This is a genomic window from Denitrobacterium detoxificans (genome assembly GCF_001643775.1).
GTDB lineage: Bacteria > Actinomycetota > Coriobacteriia > Coriobacteriales > Eggerthellaceae > Denitrobacterium > Denitrobacterium detoxificans.
On the sequence record NZ_CP011402.1, the window covers coordinates 2,403,660 to 2,420,307 of the forward strand.

At 56.5% G+C, this 16,648-nt stretch carries 9 protein-coding genes and 1 tRNA gene; 3 read left to right on the top strand and 7 right to left on the bottom strand.

All coding sequences use genetic code 11. From position 1 onward, the window contains the following. Positions 1 to 121 precede the first annotated feature (121 nt). Positions 122 to 1,420, bottom strand: coding sequence for an ABC transporter substrate-binding protein (locus AAY81_RS09805; protein ID WP_082867990.1), 1,299 nt, complete (start codon positions 1,418 to 1,420; stop codon positions 122 to 124). Then, complete coding sequence (locus AAY81_RS09810; RefSeq protein ID WP_156501517.1) at positions 1,347 to 4,001, bottom strand: response regulator; 2,655 nt, start codon at positions 3,999 to 4,001, stop codon at positions 1,347 to 1,349. Before AAY81_RS09810 ends, AAY81_RS09805 begins: the two co-directional genes overlap by 74 nt. A 187-nt stretch (positions 4,002 to 4,188) precedes the next feature. On the opposite strand from AAY81_RS09810, the gene AAY81_RS09815 reads away from it, so the two are divergent. The 3 genes from AAY81_RS09815 to AAY81_RS09825 all read left to right on the top strand — a co-directional run bounded on the left by AAY81_RS09815 (position 4,189) and on the right by AAY81_RS09825 (position 10,118). After that, positions 4,189 to 6,393 (top strand): putative bifunctional diguanylate cyclase/phosphodiesterase, encoded by a 2,205-nt coding sequence (locus tag AAY81_RS09815; protein WP_066664586.1) that lies wholly within the window; start codon positions 4,189 to 4,191, stop codon positions 6,391 to 6,393. 61 nt (positions 6,394 to 6,454) lie between these two features. Next, the gene (locus tag AAY81_RS09820; RefSeq protein WP_066664589.1) at positions 6,455 to 6,787 is read left to right on the top strand and encodes an Hpt domain-containing protein; all 333 of its coding nucleotides are present in this window, start codon (positions 6,455 to 6,457) and stop codon (positions 6,785 to 6,787) included. A 97-nt stretch (positions 6,788 to 6,884) separates the two neighbouring features. Next, positions 6,885 to 10,118, top strand: coding sequence for a response regulator (locus AAY81_RS09825; RefSeq protein WP_169815823.1), 3,234 nt, complete (start codon positions 6,885 to 6,887; stop codon positions 10,116 to 10,118). A 242-nt stretch (positions 10,119 to 10,360) separates the two neighbouring features. Here AAY81_RS09825 and AAY81_RS09830 read toward each other — a convergent pair. The 5 genes from AAY81_RS09830 to menC form a co-directional block, all read right to left on the bottom strand. Further along, a tRNA-Met gene (locus tag AAY81_RS09830) sits at positions 10,361 to 10,437 on the bottom strand. A gap of 174 nt (positions 10,438 to 10,611) precedes the next feature. Next, complete coding sequence (gene yfcE, locus AAY81_RS09835; RefSeq protein ID WP_066664593.1) at positions 10,612 to 11,193, bottom strand: phosphodiesterase; 582 nt, start codon at positions 11,191 to 11,193, stop codon at positions 10,612 to 10,614. A gap of 263 nt (positions 11,194 to 11,456) precedes the next feature. Beyond that, positions 11,457 to 12,242, bottom strand: coding sequence for a dimethylarginine dimethylaminohydrolase family protein (locus tag AAY81_RS09840; RefSeq protein ID WP_066664595.1), 786 nt, complete (start codon positions 12,240 to 12,242; stop codon positions 11,457 to 11,459). A gap of 103 nt (positions 12,243 to 12,345) precedes the next feature. Next, positions 12,346 to 13,836, bottom strand: coding sequence for a basic amino acid/polyamine antiporter (locus AAY81_RS09845; RefSeq protein WP_066664606.1), 1,491 nt, complete (start codon positions 13,834 to 13,836; stop codon positions 12,346 to 12,348). Positions 13,837 to 13,949: 113 nt separating this feature from the next. Next, entirely contained in the window at positions 13,950 to 16,607 is a 2,658-nt protein-coding gene (gene menC, locus AAY81_RS09850) for an o-succinylbenzoate synthase (RefSeq protein WP_066664609.1), read from the bottom strand. Between the last annotated feature and the right edge of the window lie 41 nt (positions 16,608 to 16,648).

A 16,648-nucleotide genomic window follows, 5' to 3' on the forward strand; every position in this document is an offset into this window, starting at 1 on the left:
TTAGCCCTGAAATGGCGCGCTTCCGCCTGCGTATAATTGGGTGCGTGGCTAAAAGCCGGCGTCACCCGCCTGCAACACTGATCGCTACAATGTTGCGTTTTGGAATTCAACCAACCGATTGTCATTTGGTGAAGGTACCAAATCTGGCAATTGCCTCATCGATGGTCATCGCGCCGGTTCCAACCCCGTAATTCGCCTGCCTAAACTGCAAGACCGCATCGTCCGTCAAGCCGATGACCTCCGGCGACAGGATTCGAGACTCAGGAACGTCACCGAATGCGGCGTATACACTGTTAAAAGACAGGTCCTTGGTCGGCGACATGAGCCCCTTGTTCTGTGCCATCTCGTTCAGCTCCCCTGATGTGACCAGAAAACGCATGAACTCGTTGGCCATATCCAAATTCGCGCTTTCCTTGTTGACGGAGAACTGAAGGTTCGGCATGTCGAGGAAGTAAGCACCCTCATCAGACATCGGGACGGGGGCAAAAGCATAGGTAAAGGGGTTAGCGATAAACGCCTCGGAACGGCTTTCCCTCTTCTTCGTCCCAGAGACGGCATCTCCAGAGCAGATCATCATGGGAACATCGCCTTCGAAGAAGCGAAGAATCACGGCATCGTAGTTGTTCTCGATTTCAGCGCAGGCTTCGAGGTCCACGCAGCCGTCGTTGATGAATTGTGTCGTCATCTCAAGCGTGGGCTGCATGTACTTGCCAGCCGAAGGATCGAGGGAGTTAAGGCTTTTAACAGCCTCTGCATCGTTCGCCACGGTTCCGCAGAAGAACGGATAAGCCGCCAAGGTGAACAGCGACGTCGTCTCCTCTTTGGAGAAGCCCATCATCGGGTTCTGGTAGCCCTTCTCGCGGAACGCCTTGCAAACCTCGACCAGTTCCTTATAGGTTGTAGGAACGCTTAGGCCCTCTTTCTCGAAGAGATCCTTGTTCACAAGCATGCCGTAGGTGTTTGCGAAAACCGGGACCATCGGAAGCGTGCCGTCGTCCGTGTTCAGGATAATATTGCTGCGGATGCAATCCAGGTCAAGGCCCAGCGCGGGATCGGCCAGGTTCTCGGCGTGATCAATGGAAGACTTGTATTTATCCCGACCGTACATCCAGGAGTAATTGACGTAGATGTCTGGAGCATCGTTTCCGTTCAAAACCGTGCCAATCATGTTGTTGTAGTCATCAACCTTTGTGTAGACCAGTTCCACATCGGGATAGTATTCGTTGAAGCGGTCGAACTCGGCTTCCAGCGCCTCGAAGTTGTCGTAACCGCCGGCCACGATGATATGGCCGGTAGTGGAAGCATCCAGAGCCGGCTGGAAACCTTTCTCGGTCGTCGCTTCCTGCTTAGTCGAGTTGCTGCATGCTGTCAGACACAGGACTATCAGCGCCGCCAAGAGTATGAACGTCGTCTTTTTCACGACCGCCCCTTTCTTCCGTGGCCCTCCGGATTTCCTTGATGACCAACTTCATATCAACGGGCTTTGCGATATGCCCGTTCATTCCCGCATTCAGGCATTCCGTGACGTTTTCAGAGAACGCATCGGCCGTCATCGCAACAATCGGAATGGAAGATGCCCAGGAATCTTCCATGCTCCGAATTGCCCTGGTTGCATCGAGGCCGTTCATCTCTGGCATCTGCACGTCCATGAAAATCAACTGGTAGTCGCCCTCTTCGGCCCGGCGCATCATATCCACGCAAATCCGCCCGTTTTCCGCGCGGTCGGTGATGATGCCGAACATGGCAAGCATGGCAGAAACAACCTCCCAGTTGATGTCATTGTCCTCGACAATAAGGACGCGCAGCCCTTGCAGGTCGGCGTAATCGTCCTCTGGCTCCTGGGAGGTGGACTCTTTGCCAATCAGTTCGTTAATCTTGTCGTAGAGCGTGGAGCGGAATAGCGGTTTGCTGACGAAGCCGTCCGCACCAGCCTCTTTCGCTGCATCCTCGATTTCCGACCAGTCATATGCGGAGATGAGCAGAATCGGAATGTCAACGCCGATATCCGAGTGGATTCGGTTGATGGTCTCAACACCGTCGACCTCAGGCATTTTCCAGTCGACGATAACGACACCGTAATCCTTCCCAGAAAGATGCCTGTGCTCAATCATGCCAAGAGCCTCCAGCCCGCTTCGAGCCTGCTCGACTGTGGCGCCAAGTGACTCGAGGGCGTCAGTGGCTGTCTCGAGCATGATCTCGTCGTCATCGATGATTAGAACGTCGATGGGCTCGAGCTGCATGTCATCCCGCTGTCTGTCGGCCACGGGGATATCCAGCACGACGGTAAAGGTCGTTCCCTCGCCTTGCTTGCTTTCGCACTCGATCGTTCCACCCATCAGGTCGACCATCTGCTTTGTAATGGCTAGGCCAAGGCCGGTTCCCTGAATACTGTTGACACGGCTGTCGATCTGACGCGAGAAAGGCTGGTACATGGTCTCCATGTATTCCGGGCTCATGCCGATGCCCGTGTCGGCCACAACGTACGTCAGCTTTATACAACCAGGTTGGGCGCTCTCTTCCTCGCGCATATCCACACTAACGCGCCCGCCGGGTTCGGTGTACTTGATGGCATTGGAGAGGATGTTGATGTAAATCTGGTTCAGGCGAAGCTGGTCTGCGTACAGGTATTCTTTCTCAATCCGGTAGATATGGAAGCTGAACTCTATGTTCTTTTCCTTGATCATCGGCTGCGAGATGTTCACGAGGTTCTCGACCGTTTCCACAATGGAAAACGTCAAAGGGCTCAGCTTCAGCTTTCCGCTTTCCACCTTGGATATATCGAGAATGTCGTTGATGAGCGTCAGCAGATGATTGTTGGCAAGGCTGATCTTCCGAAGGCTTTCCCTCGTCGACTCAACGTCCCCAAGGTTCTTCTCGGCAATCGACGTGAGGCCGATGATGGCGTTCATGGGCGTGCGGATGTCGTGTGACATGGTGGAGAGGAAGTCGGTCTTCGCCTTGTTGGCGGACTCCGCTTCCTTGGCCGTAGCCTGGAGACGCTTGTTCAAGTAACGCATGAAAAACAGGTCGCAGAGGAACAGGATGAGCAAGCCGGCGGAAACGACGCCGACCAGCAGCCAGTTTTCAGTACCCACATGGAGATCCTGCGCTGGCACGAAGCCCAACATCGTCCACCCAGCGGTAGCGGTGACGGGGGTATAGGCGAGTATGCATTCCTGCCCGTGCGAGTCGAACATCGAAATCGAGCCCGTCGATGAAGTGACCTCGTTGAACAGTTCCTTCGTCGATGCAGGATCCGAGGGATTATAGGAATTGTAGAACTCGAAGAAACTGGAGTTCTTGAAGCTGTGTCCTTTGAGGATGTAGTCGCCGTCGGCGTCGATTATGGAAAGTTCGGCGTGCGCAAACTGCTGTTGCGGCAAAACCCATTTCTGCTCAAGCTCCGACACGGGAATCACTCGCAGGAGCAGCGCATCTTTAGGCTTTTCGCTTTCCACGTCTTTCAACGTAACCTTGTTGCAGAAAGCCAGCGATTGCTCGCCGTTCATCGGGTTGGTGTAAGCGCGGGAAATGTTGATCGATTCCCCGATTTCATTAATCCAATCCACGTCCTCGAGCAAACCCACCCGTTCATAGGAAACGGCATAGTCGTCAGTCGTGCCCTGTTTCGGACGCGTGGAGAGCCCTGTAAGCGTGTCAAGGTCAATCAGATGCGCCGATGTGTTCTCAAGCACATGCGAGGCGCGGATGTAATCGGCTGCCTCTTCCATAGTCATGGACTTGTTGTTGATATAGCGAGCCCACACATCGCAAATACGCTGCTCGCCCTCCAGATAATTCCCCGTCACCTGTTCCAAGGCGACCGTGGTGTTTTCAAAATTCTCTACTTGCCCCTTGTAAGACTCGCTGCTTTCGAATCTGGAATAGAGCACAACGAAGATCAAGATGGCGGCTATGATGATCACATTGGCAGCGATTATGGCTATCTTTTTCATGCCTTGATCTTCCTCAAAAGCCAACTCATGATCTCCGGCGTTCAAATCTCTAAATAAAGAGAACAACCGCTAATCATGCGTAACAACATGAGAGTAATTAATCATATCATGCGAGTATCATTTATTGCCATTGCAGTCGTTTGCGCTATGTGTCCACGTCATAATCAGATGGCGGGCAACAAGCTATACAATGACATATATGCATACCTAAACTGCGAAGGGTATATTGACCATGCTTAAGAGCCATGAGAAATTCCATTCGGAGAACGGTAAACGACTGCTGCTCATTGCCGACGACGAGCTCATAAACAGAGAGATCCTACGCGAAATCCTGCAAGACGAATACGAGCTGCTCTTCGCCGAAAACGGCGAAGAGGCGCTGGAAGTGGTGCGCAGGTGCAAAAACGTCCTCTCGCTCGTCCTTTTAGACCTGAAAATGCCCGTCATGAGCGGCACGGACGCCATGTACGCCATGCGCGACGACCCCGAATTGGCCCATATCCCCATCATCGTTGCGACGGCTGACCAGAATGCCGAAGTGGAAAGCTTGCATCTCGGGGCGAACGACTTCATCTCCAAACCCTATCCTCAAGCAGACGTCATCCATGCACGTATCCAGCGCGCAATCGAGCTGCACGAAGACCGGCTCATTATCACCAAAACGGAACGCGACGAGCTGACGGGCCTGCTCAACCGCGAATTCTTCTACCAATACGCCGCGCAGTTCGATCACCACCACGCATCCACGGAAATGGACGCCATCGTTGTCGACATCAACCACTTCCGCCTCATAAACGAGCGGTTCGGCACGAATTATGGCGACGAAGTGCTGCGATGCGTCGGAAACGAGCTCCTCTCCGTCGTGCGTGAGGCCGGCGGCATCGTCTGCAGAAGCGAAGCTGACAAGTTCATGGCATATTGCCCCCACGGCCAAGATTACGAAACCATGCTCGAGAAGGCTTCTAGAGGGATTGCCGGCGAGAACGCCGAAGACACTCAGACATGGTTGCGTATGGGCGTGTACGAATCCGTTGACAAAACGCTGGAAACCGAAAGGCGATTCGACCGCGCTCGGATGGCGGCCGACACGGTCCGCGGAAGTTTCGCCAATCAAATCGGCGTGTACGACGCCTTGCTACATGAAAAAGAGCTGTATTCGGAGCGCCTGATCGATGACTTCGCAGCAGCCATCAAGGAACAGCAGTTCGAGGTATACTTCCAACCGAAATTCGACATCCAGTCCGAAATCCCCGTGCTGGTAAGCGCCGAGGCCCTCGTCCGTTGGAATCATCCAACGCTTGGGATGGTGTTTCCGGGCGCCTTCATTCCCCTCTTCGAAGAGAACGGTCTTATCCAGCGTCTCGACATCTATATATGGCGTGCCACCGCCGCCCGAATCAAAGAATGGAAGACGCGGTTCAACTTAGTGGCGCCGGTGTCCGTCAACGTGTCGCGCATCGACATGTATGACCCGCATCTCGACAGGATCCTGCTCGGAATCCTCCAGGAATACAGTTTGAGCACGAGCGAGCTTCTTCTCGAAATCACCGAATCGGCCTACACGCAAGACTCGGCGCAGATCATCGAAACCGTAAGCAATTTGCGCAGCATCGGTTTCCAGGTGGAAATGGACGACTTCGGCACGGGTTATTCCTCGCTCAACATGCTCTCGTCCCTGCCGCTCGACGCGCTGAAGCTCGACATGCAGTTCATCCGAAGCGCATTCACCGAAGGCGGCGACACCAAGATGATCGAGATTATCATCGACATCGCCGACTACCTTTCGGTCCCCGTCATCGCAGAGGGCGTGGAAACCGAGGAGCAGCTGAATGCCTTGCGCGACATGGGATGCGACCGCGTGCAGGGCTACTATTTCTCCCCTCCGGTTCCAGCAAACGAATACGAGAAGTTCGTCGCCGAGCGAAACGAGATCGATGTGGCGGTATCTGCCAAGCTGACGCCTTCGCGCGAAATCATTCCCCACAACAGGTCGTTGGCTTTCGAAGAAGTCACTCACGCGCTTTCGGCCGGATTCGATGTAGTCTTCTACGTCGACATCGAAAGCGATCACTACATCGAGTTCACCTCGCAAGGCAAACCCGAGAATCTTCAAATCGAAAACAGCGGGTCGAACTTCTTTAAAGATGCGTGGGGCCTTCTGTTCGAATCGATTCATCCCGATGATGAGATGAGAGTCGGATTGTCCACGCAGAAGAACACGCTGCTCCTGCAGCTCGCGGGGCACGACCCCTTCTACATGACATACCGCATTATGGAAGACGGTCGCTCCGTATACCACGCCATGAAATGCATCAAAGCCCGCTCGAACGATGACCACCATATCGTCATAGGCATCAGCAACATCGATATGCAGATACGGCAGGCGCTTGCCGATATGAACATACGCACGGAAAACACGGGCCCGAACGCTTATTAGAACAAGACATGCGATACCGGCTCAATGATGCAATTGAACAATCTGGAGATGGGAGCTCACTATGACGCTTGACGACCTGATCGCCTTCGGCGCGAACGTTGACGAAGGCCTCTCGCGATGCATGAATAACGAGACTTTCTACCTGCGCCTGGTCGAATCCTTGAAGGGAGAAAAGGGTTTCGAATCACTGCAGACCGCCATCGCTGCCGGCGATCTCGACGCCGCGTTTGAAGCCGCCCATGCGTTGAAGGGCGTTCTCGGCAACCTATCCATTACCCCCCTTTACGAGCCCGTGTCCGAGATCACCGAGCTGCTGCGTGTAAAGCAAGATGCCAACTACCCTGCTCTGGTCGATGCGATCATGCTCAAATGGAACGAGTTCCTGGCGCTGTAACCAATAACACACGAGCCTCATCCCGCTCGAGCCGTCGATGAGGAGAGGGGACCTTGCCATGACCGCCGAACGAAAAGCGACATGTACGTTCTTCATATTGGCGACCATACTTGCTCTCGCGGGCGCAGTTGCCCTTGCCATAACATCGCCCGATGCGGCTTGGGCCGATCAGGGCGATTCGAAAACAGTACGCGTCGGCTACTACGAAAACGAGGTCTTTCAAGAAGGCGCCCAAGCTGACGCCGTGAAGACCGGATACGCCTACGAATACTACCGCAAGCTCAGCGAATACACCGGCTGGGAATACGAGTACGAATACGGCAGCTTCAGCGATCTGTACCAGATGCTCCTGGATGGCAAAATTGACTTGCTGGCGGGTTTGGCCTTCAAGGAAGACCGTACCACGCTCATAGGCTACCCTGACGCCCCGATGGGCAACGAGACGTACAACTTGGTGAAGCACGATACCGATGAAGACACCACCATCGACCCCAACTCGTTGAACAGTAAAAAGATCGGGGTACTCGACAGCGCCGTCTCCGATGCGCTCAACCGCTATCTCGACAACCAGCAGATAACGGCTGAAGTGATCAAATTCGAAGACTACGAAAATCTCTTTGCAGCGTTCGATTCCGGCGATTTGGACGTCATGGCCGCTGAAGGAGACGGGGCCTACGGACGAAACCATGCCGAAGTGCTCTTCACGTTCGGTACATCCGATTACTACCTGTGCACAACCATTCATCGACCCGACTTGCTTGCAGAACTGAATGCTGCACAAACGCTGCTGGCTATCGAGGAACCGAATTATGTGAGCTCGCTGCGCGCAAAATACTATTCGAACAGCATTTCCTCGCGAACGTTCTCGGCAGAGGAGCGAAAGTGGATCGACACGCATGACAGCCTGAGAATCGGCTATCTGGAGAACTATCTCCCTTACAGCGACACGGACAAGAGCGGACAGGTCACGGGCCTCGTAAAAGATGTCGTCCCGAAAATCTTCGACAGCTTGGGAATAACCGGTCTCGAGATCACATACATCGGATACGCAAGCTATGACGAGATGATTGCCGATATAGGCACAGGCACCATCGACGTCGCGTTCCCGGTCGGAGGCGGGCTGTATTATGCCGAGGAGGGCGGCATCTACCAGTCTAACCCCGTCGTCTCGGCGCCGACAGAGCTCGTCTACAAAGGCGAATTCGCCGAAAACACCACGTCCTCGTTCGCAATCAACGAGAACAACCGGATGCAGTACTACTACGTCAAAACGTATTTCCCCGATGCGGAAATCAAGTTCTACCCCTCAATCGACGAATGCCTCCACGCTGTACTCGACGGCAAGGCTAATTGCACAACGCTCAACGGCCTACGCGCGAACGACATCTTGAAGAACAGCGCTTACAAAGGGCTGTCGTTGCGCCAGACGACGCGCAACGACGACCGCTGCTTCGGCGTTGAAATCGGCAACACGGGGCTTTTGAGGATCTTGGACCGGGGCATCAACGTCGTCGGGGCCGATTATGCCCAAAACCTGTCGTACCGATATACGGAAGGCTTGCGCTCCTACAGCTTCATCGACATGATCCTTGATCACACAGCAGTTTTCGGCACGATCCTAGCAGCGATTATCGCGCTCGTGATCCTCTTCCTCGTGCGCGAGGCAAGACGAAGGAGCAGGCAGATTCTCGAGAAGGAATCCGCCCGCCAGGAACTCGAAGCGAAAAACCGCGAACTCGCCGCCAGCGAGCAGGCTCTTTCGGACGCCCTCATCACTGCCGAGCACGCTAACAAAGCAAAGACCACCTTCCTGAACAACATGTCCCACGACATCCGCACGCCGATGAATGCCATCGTCGGTTTCACCGCACTTGCGGCCTCGCACATCGACAACAAGGAGCAGGTGAAGGACTATCTCGGCAAAATTGCCGTTTCGAGCCAGCACCTCCTGTCCCTCATCAACGATGTGCTCGACATGAGCCGCATCGAGAGCGGCAATATAACCCTCGACGAAACCGACGTACACCTGCCCGATGTCATCCATGATCTGAGAACGATCATCCAGTCCAATATCGCCTCCAAGCAGCTCGAGCTGTTCGTCGACACGCAAGATGTCGTGCACGAGGACATCGTCATCGACAAGCTGCGCCTCAACCAGGTGCTGCTCAACATCCTATCCAACGCCATCAAGTTCACACCGAACGGTGGGACCATCAATTTCCGCATCATCGAGAAGCCCTCTTCTTCGAAGGGCATCGCAAACTTCGAATTCAGGATCAAAGACAGCGGCATTGGAATGAGCGAGGAGTTCCAGAAAACGATCTTCGAGGCATTCACGCGCGAACGAAGCAGCACCGCCAGCGGTATCCAGGGCACTGGCCTCGGGATGGCCATCACAAAGAACATCGTCGACATGATGGGTGGCACCGTCTCGGTTATATCCGAGGAGGGCAAGGGCAGCGAGTTCATCATCGATATCCCCTGCAAGATCAGCGGCAAGCCGGCGAAGCTGGAAAGAGTCCCCGAGCTCGATGGGCTGCGCGCCCTGGTTGTCGACGATGACACGAACGCCTGTCTTTCCGCATGCTCGATGCTGCGGGAGATAGGCATGCGCCCCGATTGGACGAACTACGGCAAAGAGGCCGTCATCCGCGCCAAAGAGGCGCTCGACCAGGCCGATGAATTCAGCGTCTACATAATCGACTGGCTCATGCCGTGCCAAAACGGCATCGAGACCGTACGCCAGATCCGGAAACTCATCGGTGATAGCACTCCGATTATCATCCTCACCGCATACGATTGGGCTGACATCGAACAAGAGGCGAGGGACGCGGGCGTTACGGCCTTCTGCTCGAAACCCTTGTTCATGTCAGAACTCAGAAACGTGCTCGCAGAACCCTTCACACTCCCCGTGGATGACTCCGACCAAAGCGCGGTCCTTCGAGACTACTCCGGCAAACGCGTTCTGCTCGTGGAAGACAACAAGCAGAACCAGATGATTGCCGACATGATCTTGCGGGAATCCGGCTTCGAGGTCGAGATTGCCGCAGACGGCATCGAGGCGATCGAGATGATCGAGGCAGCACCCGCAGGGTATTACGACATCGCCCTCATGGACATCCAGATGCCGCGCATGGACGGTTACGAAGCGACGGAGCGCATACGGTCGCTCGAAGACTCCGAAAAGGCGAGCATCCCCATTGTCGCAGTCACCGCGAACGCATTCGAAGAAGATGCCAACATGGCTTTGTCGGTCGGAATGAACGGCCATCTTGCGAAGCCGTACGACATACCCAAGATTCTAGAGACTCTCAACGAGCTCATCCCATAAAAGAGGAGAAGCCGGCAGGGGGAATGAGGCGATTTTTCGGACATGCAGCCCCCGCGAAAATGAAAAAGGCGCCCGAAGGCGCCTTGTGAATTTGGTCGCGGGGATTCGAGCGCCCGAAAGACGAGCCAGTGGCTCGCCTTTAGCGAGAATGGGTTCCCGCTTGCGGGAACCCCAGGAACGGCCCGCAAGGGCAGCCCCCCCGCGAAAACAAAAAAACAGACCCCGAAGGGCCTGCAAGAATTTGGTCGCGGGGGCTGGATTTGAACCAACGACCTCCGGGTTATGAGCCCGGCGAGCTACCAGACTGCTCCACCCCGCAATGTCTGGCGCTGCTTTAAGCAGCCCAATTAGAATACGACGAACACAGCTGTATTGCAACTTTTAATCGGCCGCACACACAAAGCACACCTTCAACGGAAGCACTCATCGTCAGCAGACGACGCGGCGAACAAGCCCGCGAAAGGCCCCGACACCGCAACGGCCGTTCACCTACCTACCACTGCACCAGTTCGAATTCTCCGTTTTCGTACAACGCAAAACTGTGACTTCCGTCTTTCGGAATGCTCACGCTACCGGGGTTGACCAGGTGAATGGTACGCACATCGCCTCCCGCCACGCCAACGTCTTCCCCACGCGCAGGCACCAATACGCCATCGCATACGCGCATGCTTGCATCCTCGTTCACCTTCACGTGCGTGTGCCCCGAAAGGAACGCCGCACCACTGGGAAGCAACGGCATGCGCTCGGGCGACCACACGTGGCCATGCGTGCAGAACAGCGTCGTATCGCCATCGACCAGCGTTGCGTAATCGGCCATGCAAGGAAAAGCAAGCACCATCTGATCCACTTCCGCGTCGCAATTTCCGCGAACAGCCACGATGGATTCCGCCACGCCATTGAGCATGGCGGCAACCTCCTTGGGGGCATATCCTTCAGGCAGGTCGTTGCGCGGGCCGTGATAGAGAACATCACCCAGCAGCACAATTCGGTCGGGTGTTTCACGGGAAACAGCATCCATCAACCTGCGGCACCACGTTGCCGAACCATGAATATCGGAAGCAATCAGCAGCTTCATGTTCTTCCTTTCCTTCGTTCGCTCGAGCATACCGCAATCGCAGCTGCACGCCCGCGCAGTTCACCCATACGCCATGCAGCCCATCGGCGAATGCCACAACAAGCGAAACGCATCCAAGCAAGCGCGCCTTGCATTACCCAACTACAATGAACCGTCGAACTCTTGCACGCATAAGAACGAATCCGCCCAAATACGCCAACGGCCTGCAGGTTTCCCCACAGGCCGTCCGAGTTTGGCTTTGGTTGCGGGCAACCCCGCAGCAATTACTTCAGAGCGGTGAAGCGCAGGCTCAGGCAGCTCAGGCCGCCATCAATCTTGCGGAACTCGCTCGTGTCGAGCACGATGGTCTCGTAGCCCAGGTCCTGAACGGCCTTGAGCACCGTGGGGTAGCCCTCGGGAACGATGACCGTGCCGTTGATCCAGATGCAGTTGGCGCCATAGGCCTCTTCTTCGGGAACAACGATCTTGTTGTACTTGGCGAACTCGGGCTTGTCGATGAACTCACCGCTCACCAACATGTTGTTGTCTTCCAGGTAGTTCACGCCCGTCTTCAGGTGCAGCACTTCCTCCAGCGGCACTTCGCTACCGGACAGGCCGTACTTTTCCAGAATGGCGATGAACTGGCGAATGCCCTCTTCGTTTGTACGAGCGGAACGACCCACGTAGAAGTGGTCGCCCACCATCATGACGTCGCCGCCTTCCAGCGTGCCGGGGGCAACAATATGCTCGATGCGGTCTTCGGGATAGTAACGGCGAATGATGGGCTCCATGAGTTCGGCTTCCGCGTTGCGCGTGCCGGCACCGGGGTTGTCGATAATGGCGCACTCGCGCGTGAGCACGGCGGTGTCCTCGACGAAGCAGCTATCGGGGAATTCGGGGGCGTCGGGAAGAACGTCCACTTCCAGACCCAGGCTCACGAGCGCCTGAATGTATGCGTCATGCTGGCGCAGCGCGTTCTCGTAGTCGGGCTTGCCCAGCTCGGGAGCGCTCGTAATGCCATCGCACACTGCGGGGCATGGACGGCGCACGATGATATTGGAGAATGCCATATCCAATTCCTTTCACTAACACGGATATGCGAATTCGTCGGCCCCAGGCCGACTGAAACAGAGCGACCGGGTCCTCCCTCGGTACCCAGCCGCTCAGTATGAACTACCAGACGATCTGACCGGTAACCAGGAAGTAGATGCTCACGACCAGAGCAACCAGAATAACGCCTACAGCAATCTTGTCGGCAGTGCCACGCAGATAGCCATCGCCGCGGCTCTTCTTCGACAGAACGTAAACCACAATGCCAGGGGCAAACAGAAAGCTCATGATGGTAAGGCCCACGGCGCCCGTTGCCCAGCAGAGCAGCAGAGCGTACGCAACGCCAAGCAGACCGATGATGCCGTAGAACACGGGCGATGCGCTTACCTTGCCCTGGAAGGCTTCGGGTTCCTTAAAGGCGACCTTCACCATATACGCTGCGCTGAACAGGTACGGCAACAGGATCATGCCAGCAGAAAGCACGTAGAAGAACTGATACGTGTTATCGGAGAACATCATGATGAGCAGGAAGATCTCGATGATGCAGGCGTTCAGCACCAGCGTGCCAACGGGCGAGCCCTTCTCGTTCGTCTTCGCAAAGAACGAAGGGAAGCCAGCCTTCTGCTGAGCAGCCTCGTAGGGGCTTTCGGCGGTAAGCACGATGTAGCCCAGCATGGCGCCAACAAGCGAAAGAACCACGCCGAAGTTGATAAGGATGGCGCCCCACTCGCCCACGGCGTATTCCATAAGGTTAGCCAGCGGCGGGTTCTCGAGGGCAGCCAGTTCGTCGAGCGGCATAACGCCCAGCGAAAGCAGCGAAACCATGAGGTAGATGCACAGGACGCAGATGAAGGCAACGATGGTGGCCTTGCCTACGTCGGAATCGCGGCGCGCGCGGCCGGAAATGGCCACGGCAGATTCGATGCCAATGAACACCCACACCGTGGTGGTGAGTGCGGAGAGAATCTTGTCGCCGCTGTTCAGGATGGCGCCGGTTTCGGCATCGGTGGTCATCACGTTGAAGTTCGCCATGAACGTGTCGGGATGGAAGTGACCCAGGAACACGATGGCGATGATGGCCGTAAAGATGGGCACCATCTTGGCGATGGTAACCACGGCGTTGATGGCCGCAGCTTCCGTAACGCCACGGGAAACCAGCCAGGTATAGAACCAGACAATGCACGATGCGCCGATGATGGAAGGCAGGTTGTTGCCCGATTCGAAGACGGGGAAGAAGTACGCGAGCGCGCTAAACAACAGGGCGCTGAAGCTCACGATGCACAGAATGGCGGAAATCCAGTAGCCCCAGGCGCTGCAGAAGCCAATGAAGTGGCCGAAGCCCTCGCTGGCGTAGCTGTAGATGCCGCCCTTCAACTTGGGCTTCACGCGGGAAAGGCAGAAGAACGTAAGCACGAGGCACAGCACGCCCACGCCAGAGATGCACCAGGCAAGCACGATGGCCTGACCGTCGGCGCCGTTCGCCGCCATATCGCTGCACAGGCTGAAAACGCCCGAGCCAACAATGAGGGTAATTACGGAAGTGATAAGATGGAAGAACCCCATGCCCTGGGGATTGTCGACAGTCTGGTCGACGACAGCTGGTTTACCAGCCATGCAAACTCCTTTACCGGGCTAAGCAAAAGCCGCGCATCTTTTACCCAGCGATATACACAACGGTGAATAGATTACCACACCTAACGTTACTATTTTGTATATTTTGCCTGCGGTTAAGCGTTTGGATAGGTGCGTCTCCACAGCTCAACCCTGTGCAATTCCTCCATGTTCAAATCGCATCCAAGGCCCGCTTCCCCACCCACGGGGTTCACCACGAGCGACCCCTTTTCCAATACGAAGGGCGGTTCGGTAATGTCATGCTCGAAATAGCGCGACGTGTCGGAAATGTCGCCGGGAATGTTCATCCCAGGAAGCATGGCAAATGCCGCATGCAGGCGCTTGCTGATGCCCGTGTCGTACATCCCTCCCATCCATACGGTGACGCCCATGCTGCGGGCGCGCTTGTAGAAGTCCAGCGCAGGTTGCACTCCGCCGAACTTGCCAATCTTCATTACCACGCAACGTAAGTCGCGATGCTCCTTCAGAATGCTGTCGAGCTGGCTGACGTTCGTCCAGCTCTCGTCGAGCGCAATGGGCGTGCGCAAGGTTCGCTGCAAGCGGGCCAAGCGTTCGAACAGGCCCTTTGGCCCCACATGAGGCACATGCTTCGGGTCGAGCGGCTCCTCGATGCAGGCAAGGTTCAACGCATCGAGGCGCTTGAGTTCCTTCATGTCATCTTCGGTAAAGCTCTGGTTCGCATCGGCCAGCAGCGTAAGATCGGGGAATTCCTCGCGCACGGCGATAATCGGGCGAATATGCCCGGGCTTCACCTTGATCTTCACGCGACGATACCCCGCGGCAAGCGCATCGCGCACGGCGTCGATCGTTTCGCGCTCGCCCATAATGCCCACAACGGCGCCACCAGGGGCGCAGCCTTCGGGCACGCCAAGCGCGGCGCCCTCTTCGGTCACGGTATCGCACGCACCGATAAGCTGGCGCACGGAAAGCCCCATGACCTTGCCGTACAAATCCCAGAAGGCCGATTCCACGGCCGCCGCAGCAAGCGGATGCTTCTGCGCGGCGGGCACGCGGGAAAGCACGCGGCTCACTTCGACGGGATGCAAAAACGTGTACTTCAGCACCACGGGAATGATGGCCTTTTCCAAAACGGGCAGGTCATCGTCGATGGTCTCGGGCAGATACCAGTCGGTGGAAAACGCCACGTCTTCACCCAGGCCCGTGCGACCCGCCCAGTCGGTGATGCGTACGATAAGCGATTCGCGCTCGCGCAGCTTCGTGCGCGCCGTTCGCTGGCCACCGCCCACCAGGGGCTGCTTCACGCGCCAGATATCGATCTTCACGGCTTCCAAGCGCTCGTTGTAACGCATGCGCAACGCCATGCGATTGACCTTGCCAATGCCCGTGCGCGGGAATTCCGGCAACACGATGATGTGCTTCGGCATGTAAATGCGCGCCAAGCGCGACTGCAGGCTAATGCGCACGGAGTCAGCCATGTCCTGGGCGTTGAACCCAGGCTCGTAGGCCATTTCGCGGGCTTCGGCGAAAGCAACGGGGCGACGGCCCCAGTCGGCATCTTCCACGCCGAACACGAAGGCGTCGGTTACGCCCGGCACCTGCAGCATCTTCTTGCGAATCTCTTCGGGATAGACGTTCTCGCCGCCGGACACGAACATGTCACCCGTACGCTCGGCCACTTCCACGCGACCATCCACCAAGCGCGCTCGATCGCCCGTAATGAAGAAGCCGTCGGAGGTAAACGCAGCGTGCGCATTCAGGTAGCCCTTGAATACGCCAGGACCACGAACGCCCAGCTGACCATAGCCATTTTCGTCGGCGGAAAGAATGACCACCTGATACGGCGCCATGATGTCGAGCGCAAGGCCATCGCCCTGCTGGTACAAGCGTGAGGCCACATGACTGCACGTTTCCGTCATGCCATAACTGGTGTACACGCGCGCGCCATGGGCGGCAGCCTGCTCGAGCGTAACGCTATTGGGTGCGGCGCCGCCCAGCAAAATGCATTCGTACAGCGGCAGCACCTCTTCCGCGCGCGGCGAAGCGAGCATGTCCTGCAGCATCTTGTCGACAACGGAAACGTGGGTACACCCGTACACAGCCGCATCGCAGAGCGTCTGCGTAGCATCGAAACGCCGATACATGATGAACGGAGTGTCGTTGAGCAGCGAGCGGATGAAGATTTCCAATCCACCCACGTGATACATGGGCAGCGTAAGCTGCCACGCGCCTTCGCCCGGCACGTTCAGGCGCATATTCGACGAGGCGGCAGCGCCCTGCAGGTTCGCCCATGAAAGCTCGGCGGCCTTCGGCCTGCCCGACGTGCCCGACGTGAACATGACCACCGCACGCGCGTGGCCATCGAACGCCCCGCTTCCGCGCTGCGCCCAATGCGCCAGTTGAGATGGATCCGCGTGCGAATCCTGAATAAGGCCAAGCACATCGGCTTCGCGAAGCACGCGCATGCCGCTTACGCGCAGCGACTGCTCTGCGCTGCGCAACCGCTCGGCTTTTTCTTGCGTCGTTAGACGGGCGTTCAGCGTGACGACGGTAAACCCGGCATAGGCCGCAGCCAGCAACAAGTAGAGAAACGCGGGGCAATTACCCATGTCGCTGGCAACCACGCTGCCGCGACGAATGTCGGCCGCCTCGAGCGCCATGCCCAGGCGCGCGGCGCTCCTACGCACTTCCACGTAATTCACCTGGGCGTATTCAGCCGAAGCGTCGATGAAGCACGGCGCTTGCGGCGACTTGGCAATACGGTCCTCGATATGCTGCAGTATGGTTGCGGTCATGGTTAGGCTACATTCGATTTCACGTGAAACACCCGGCAGAT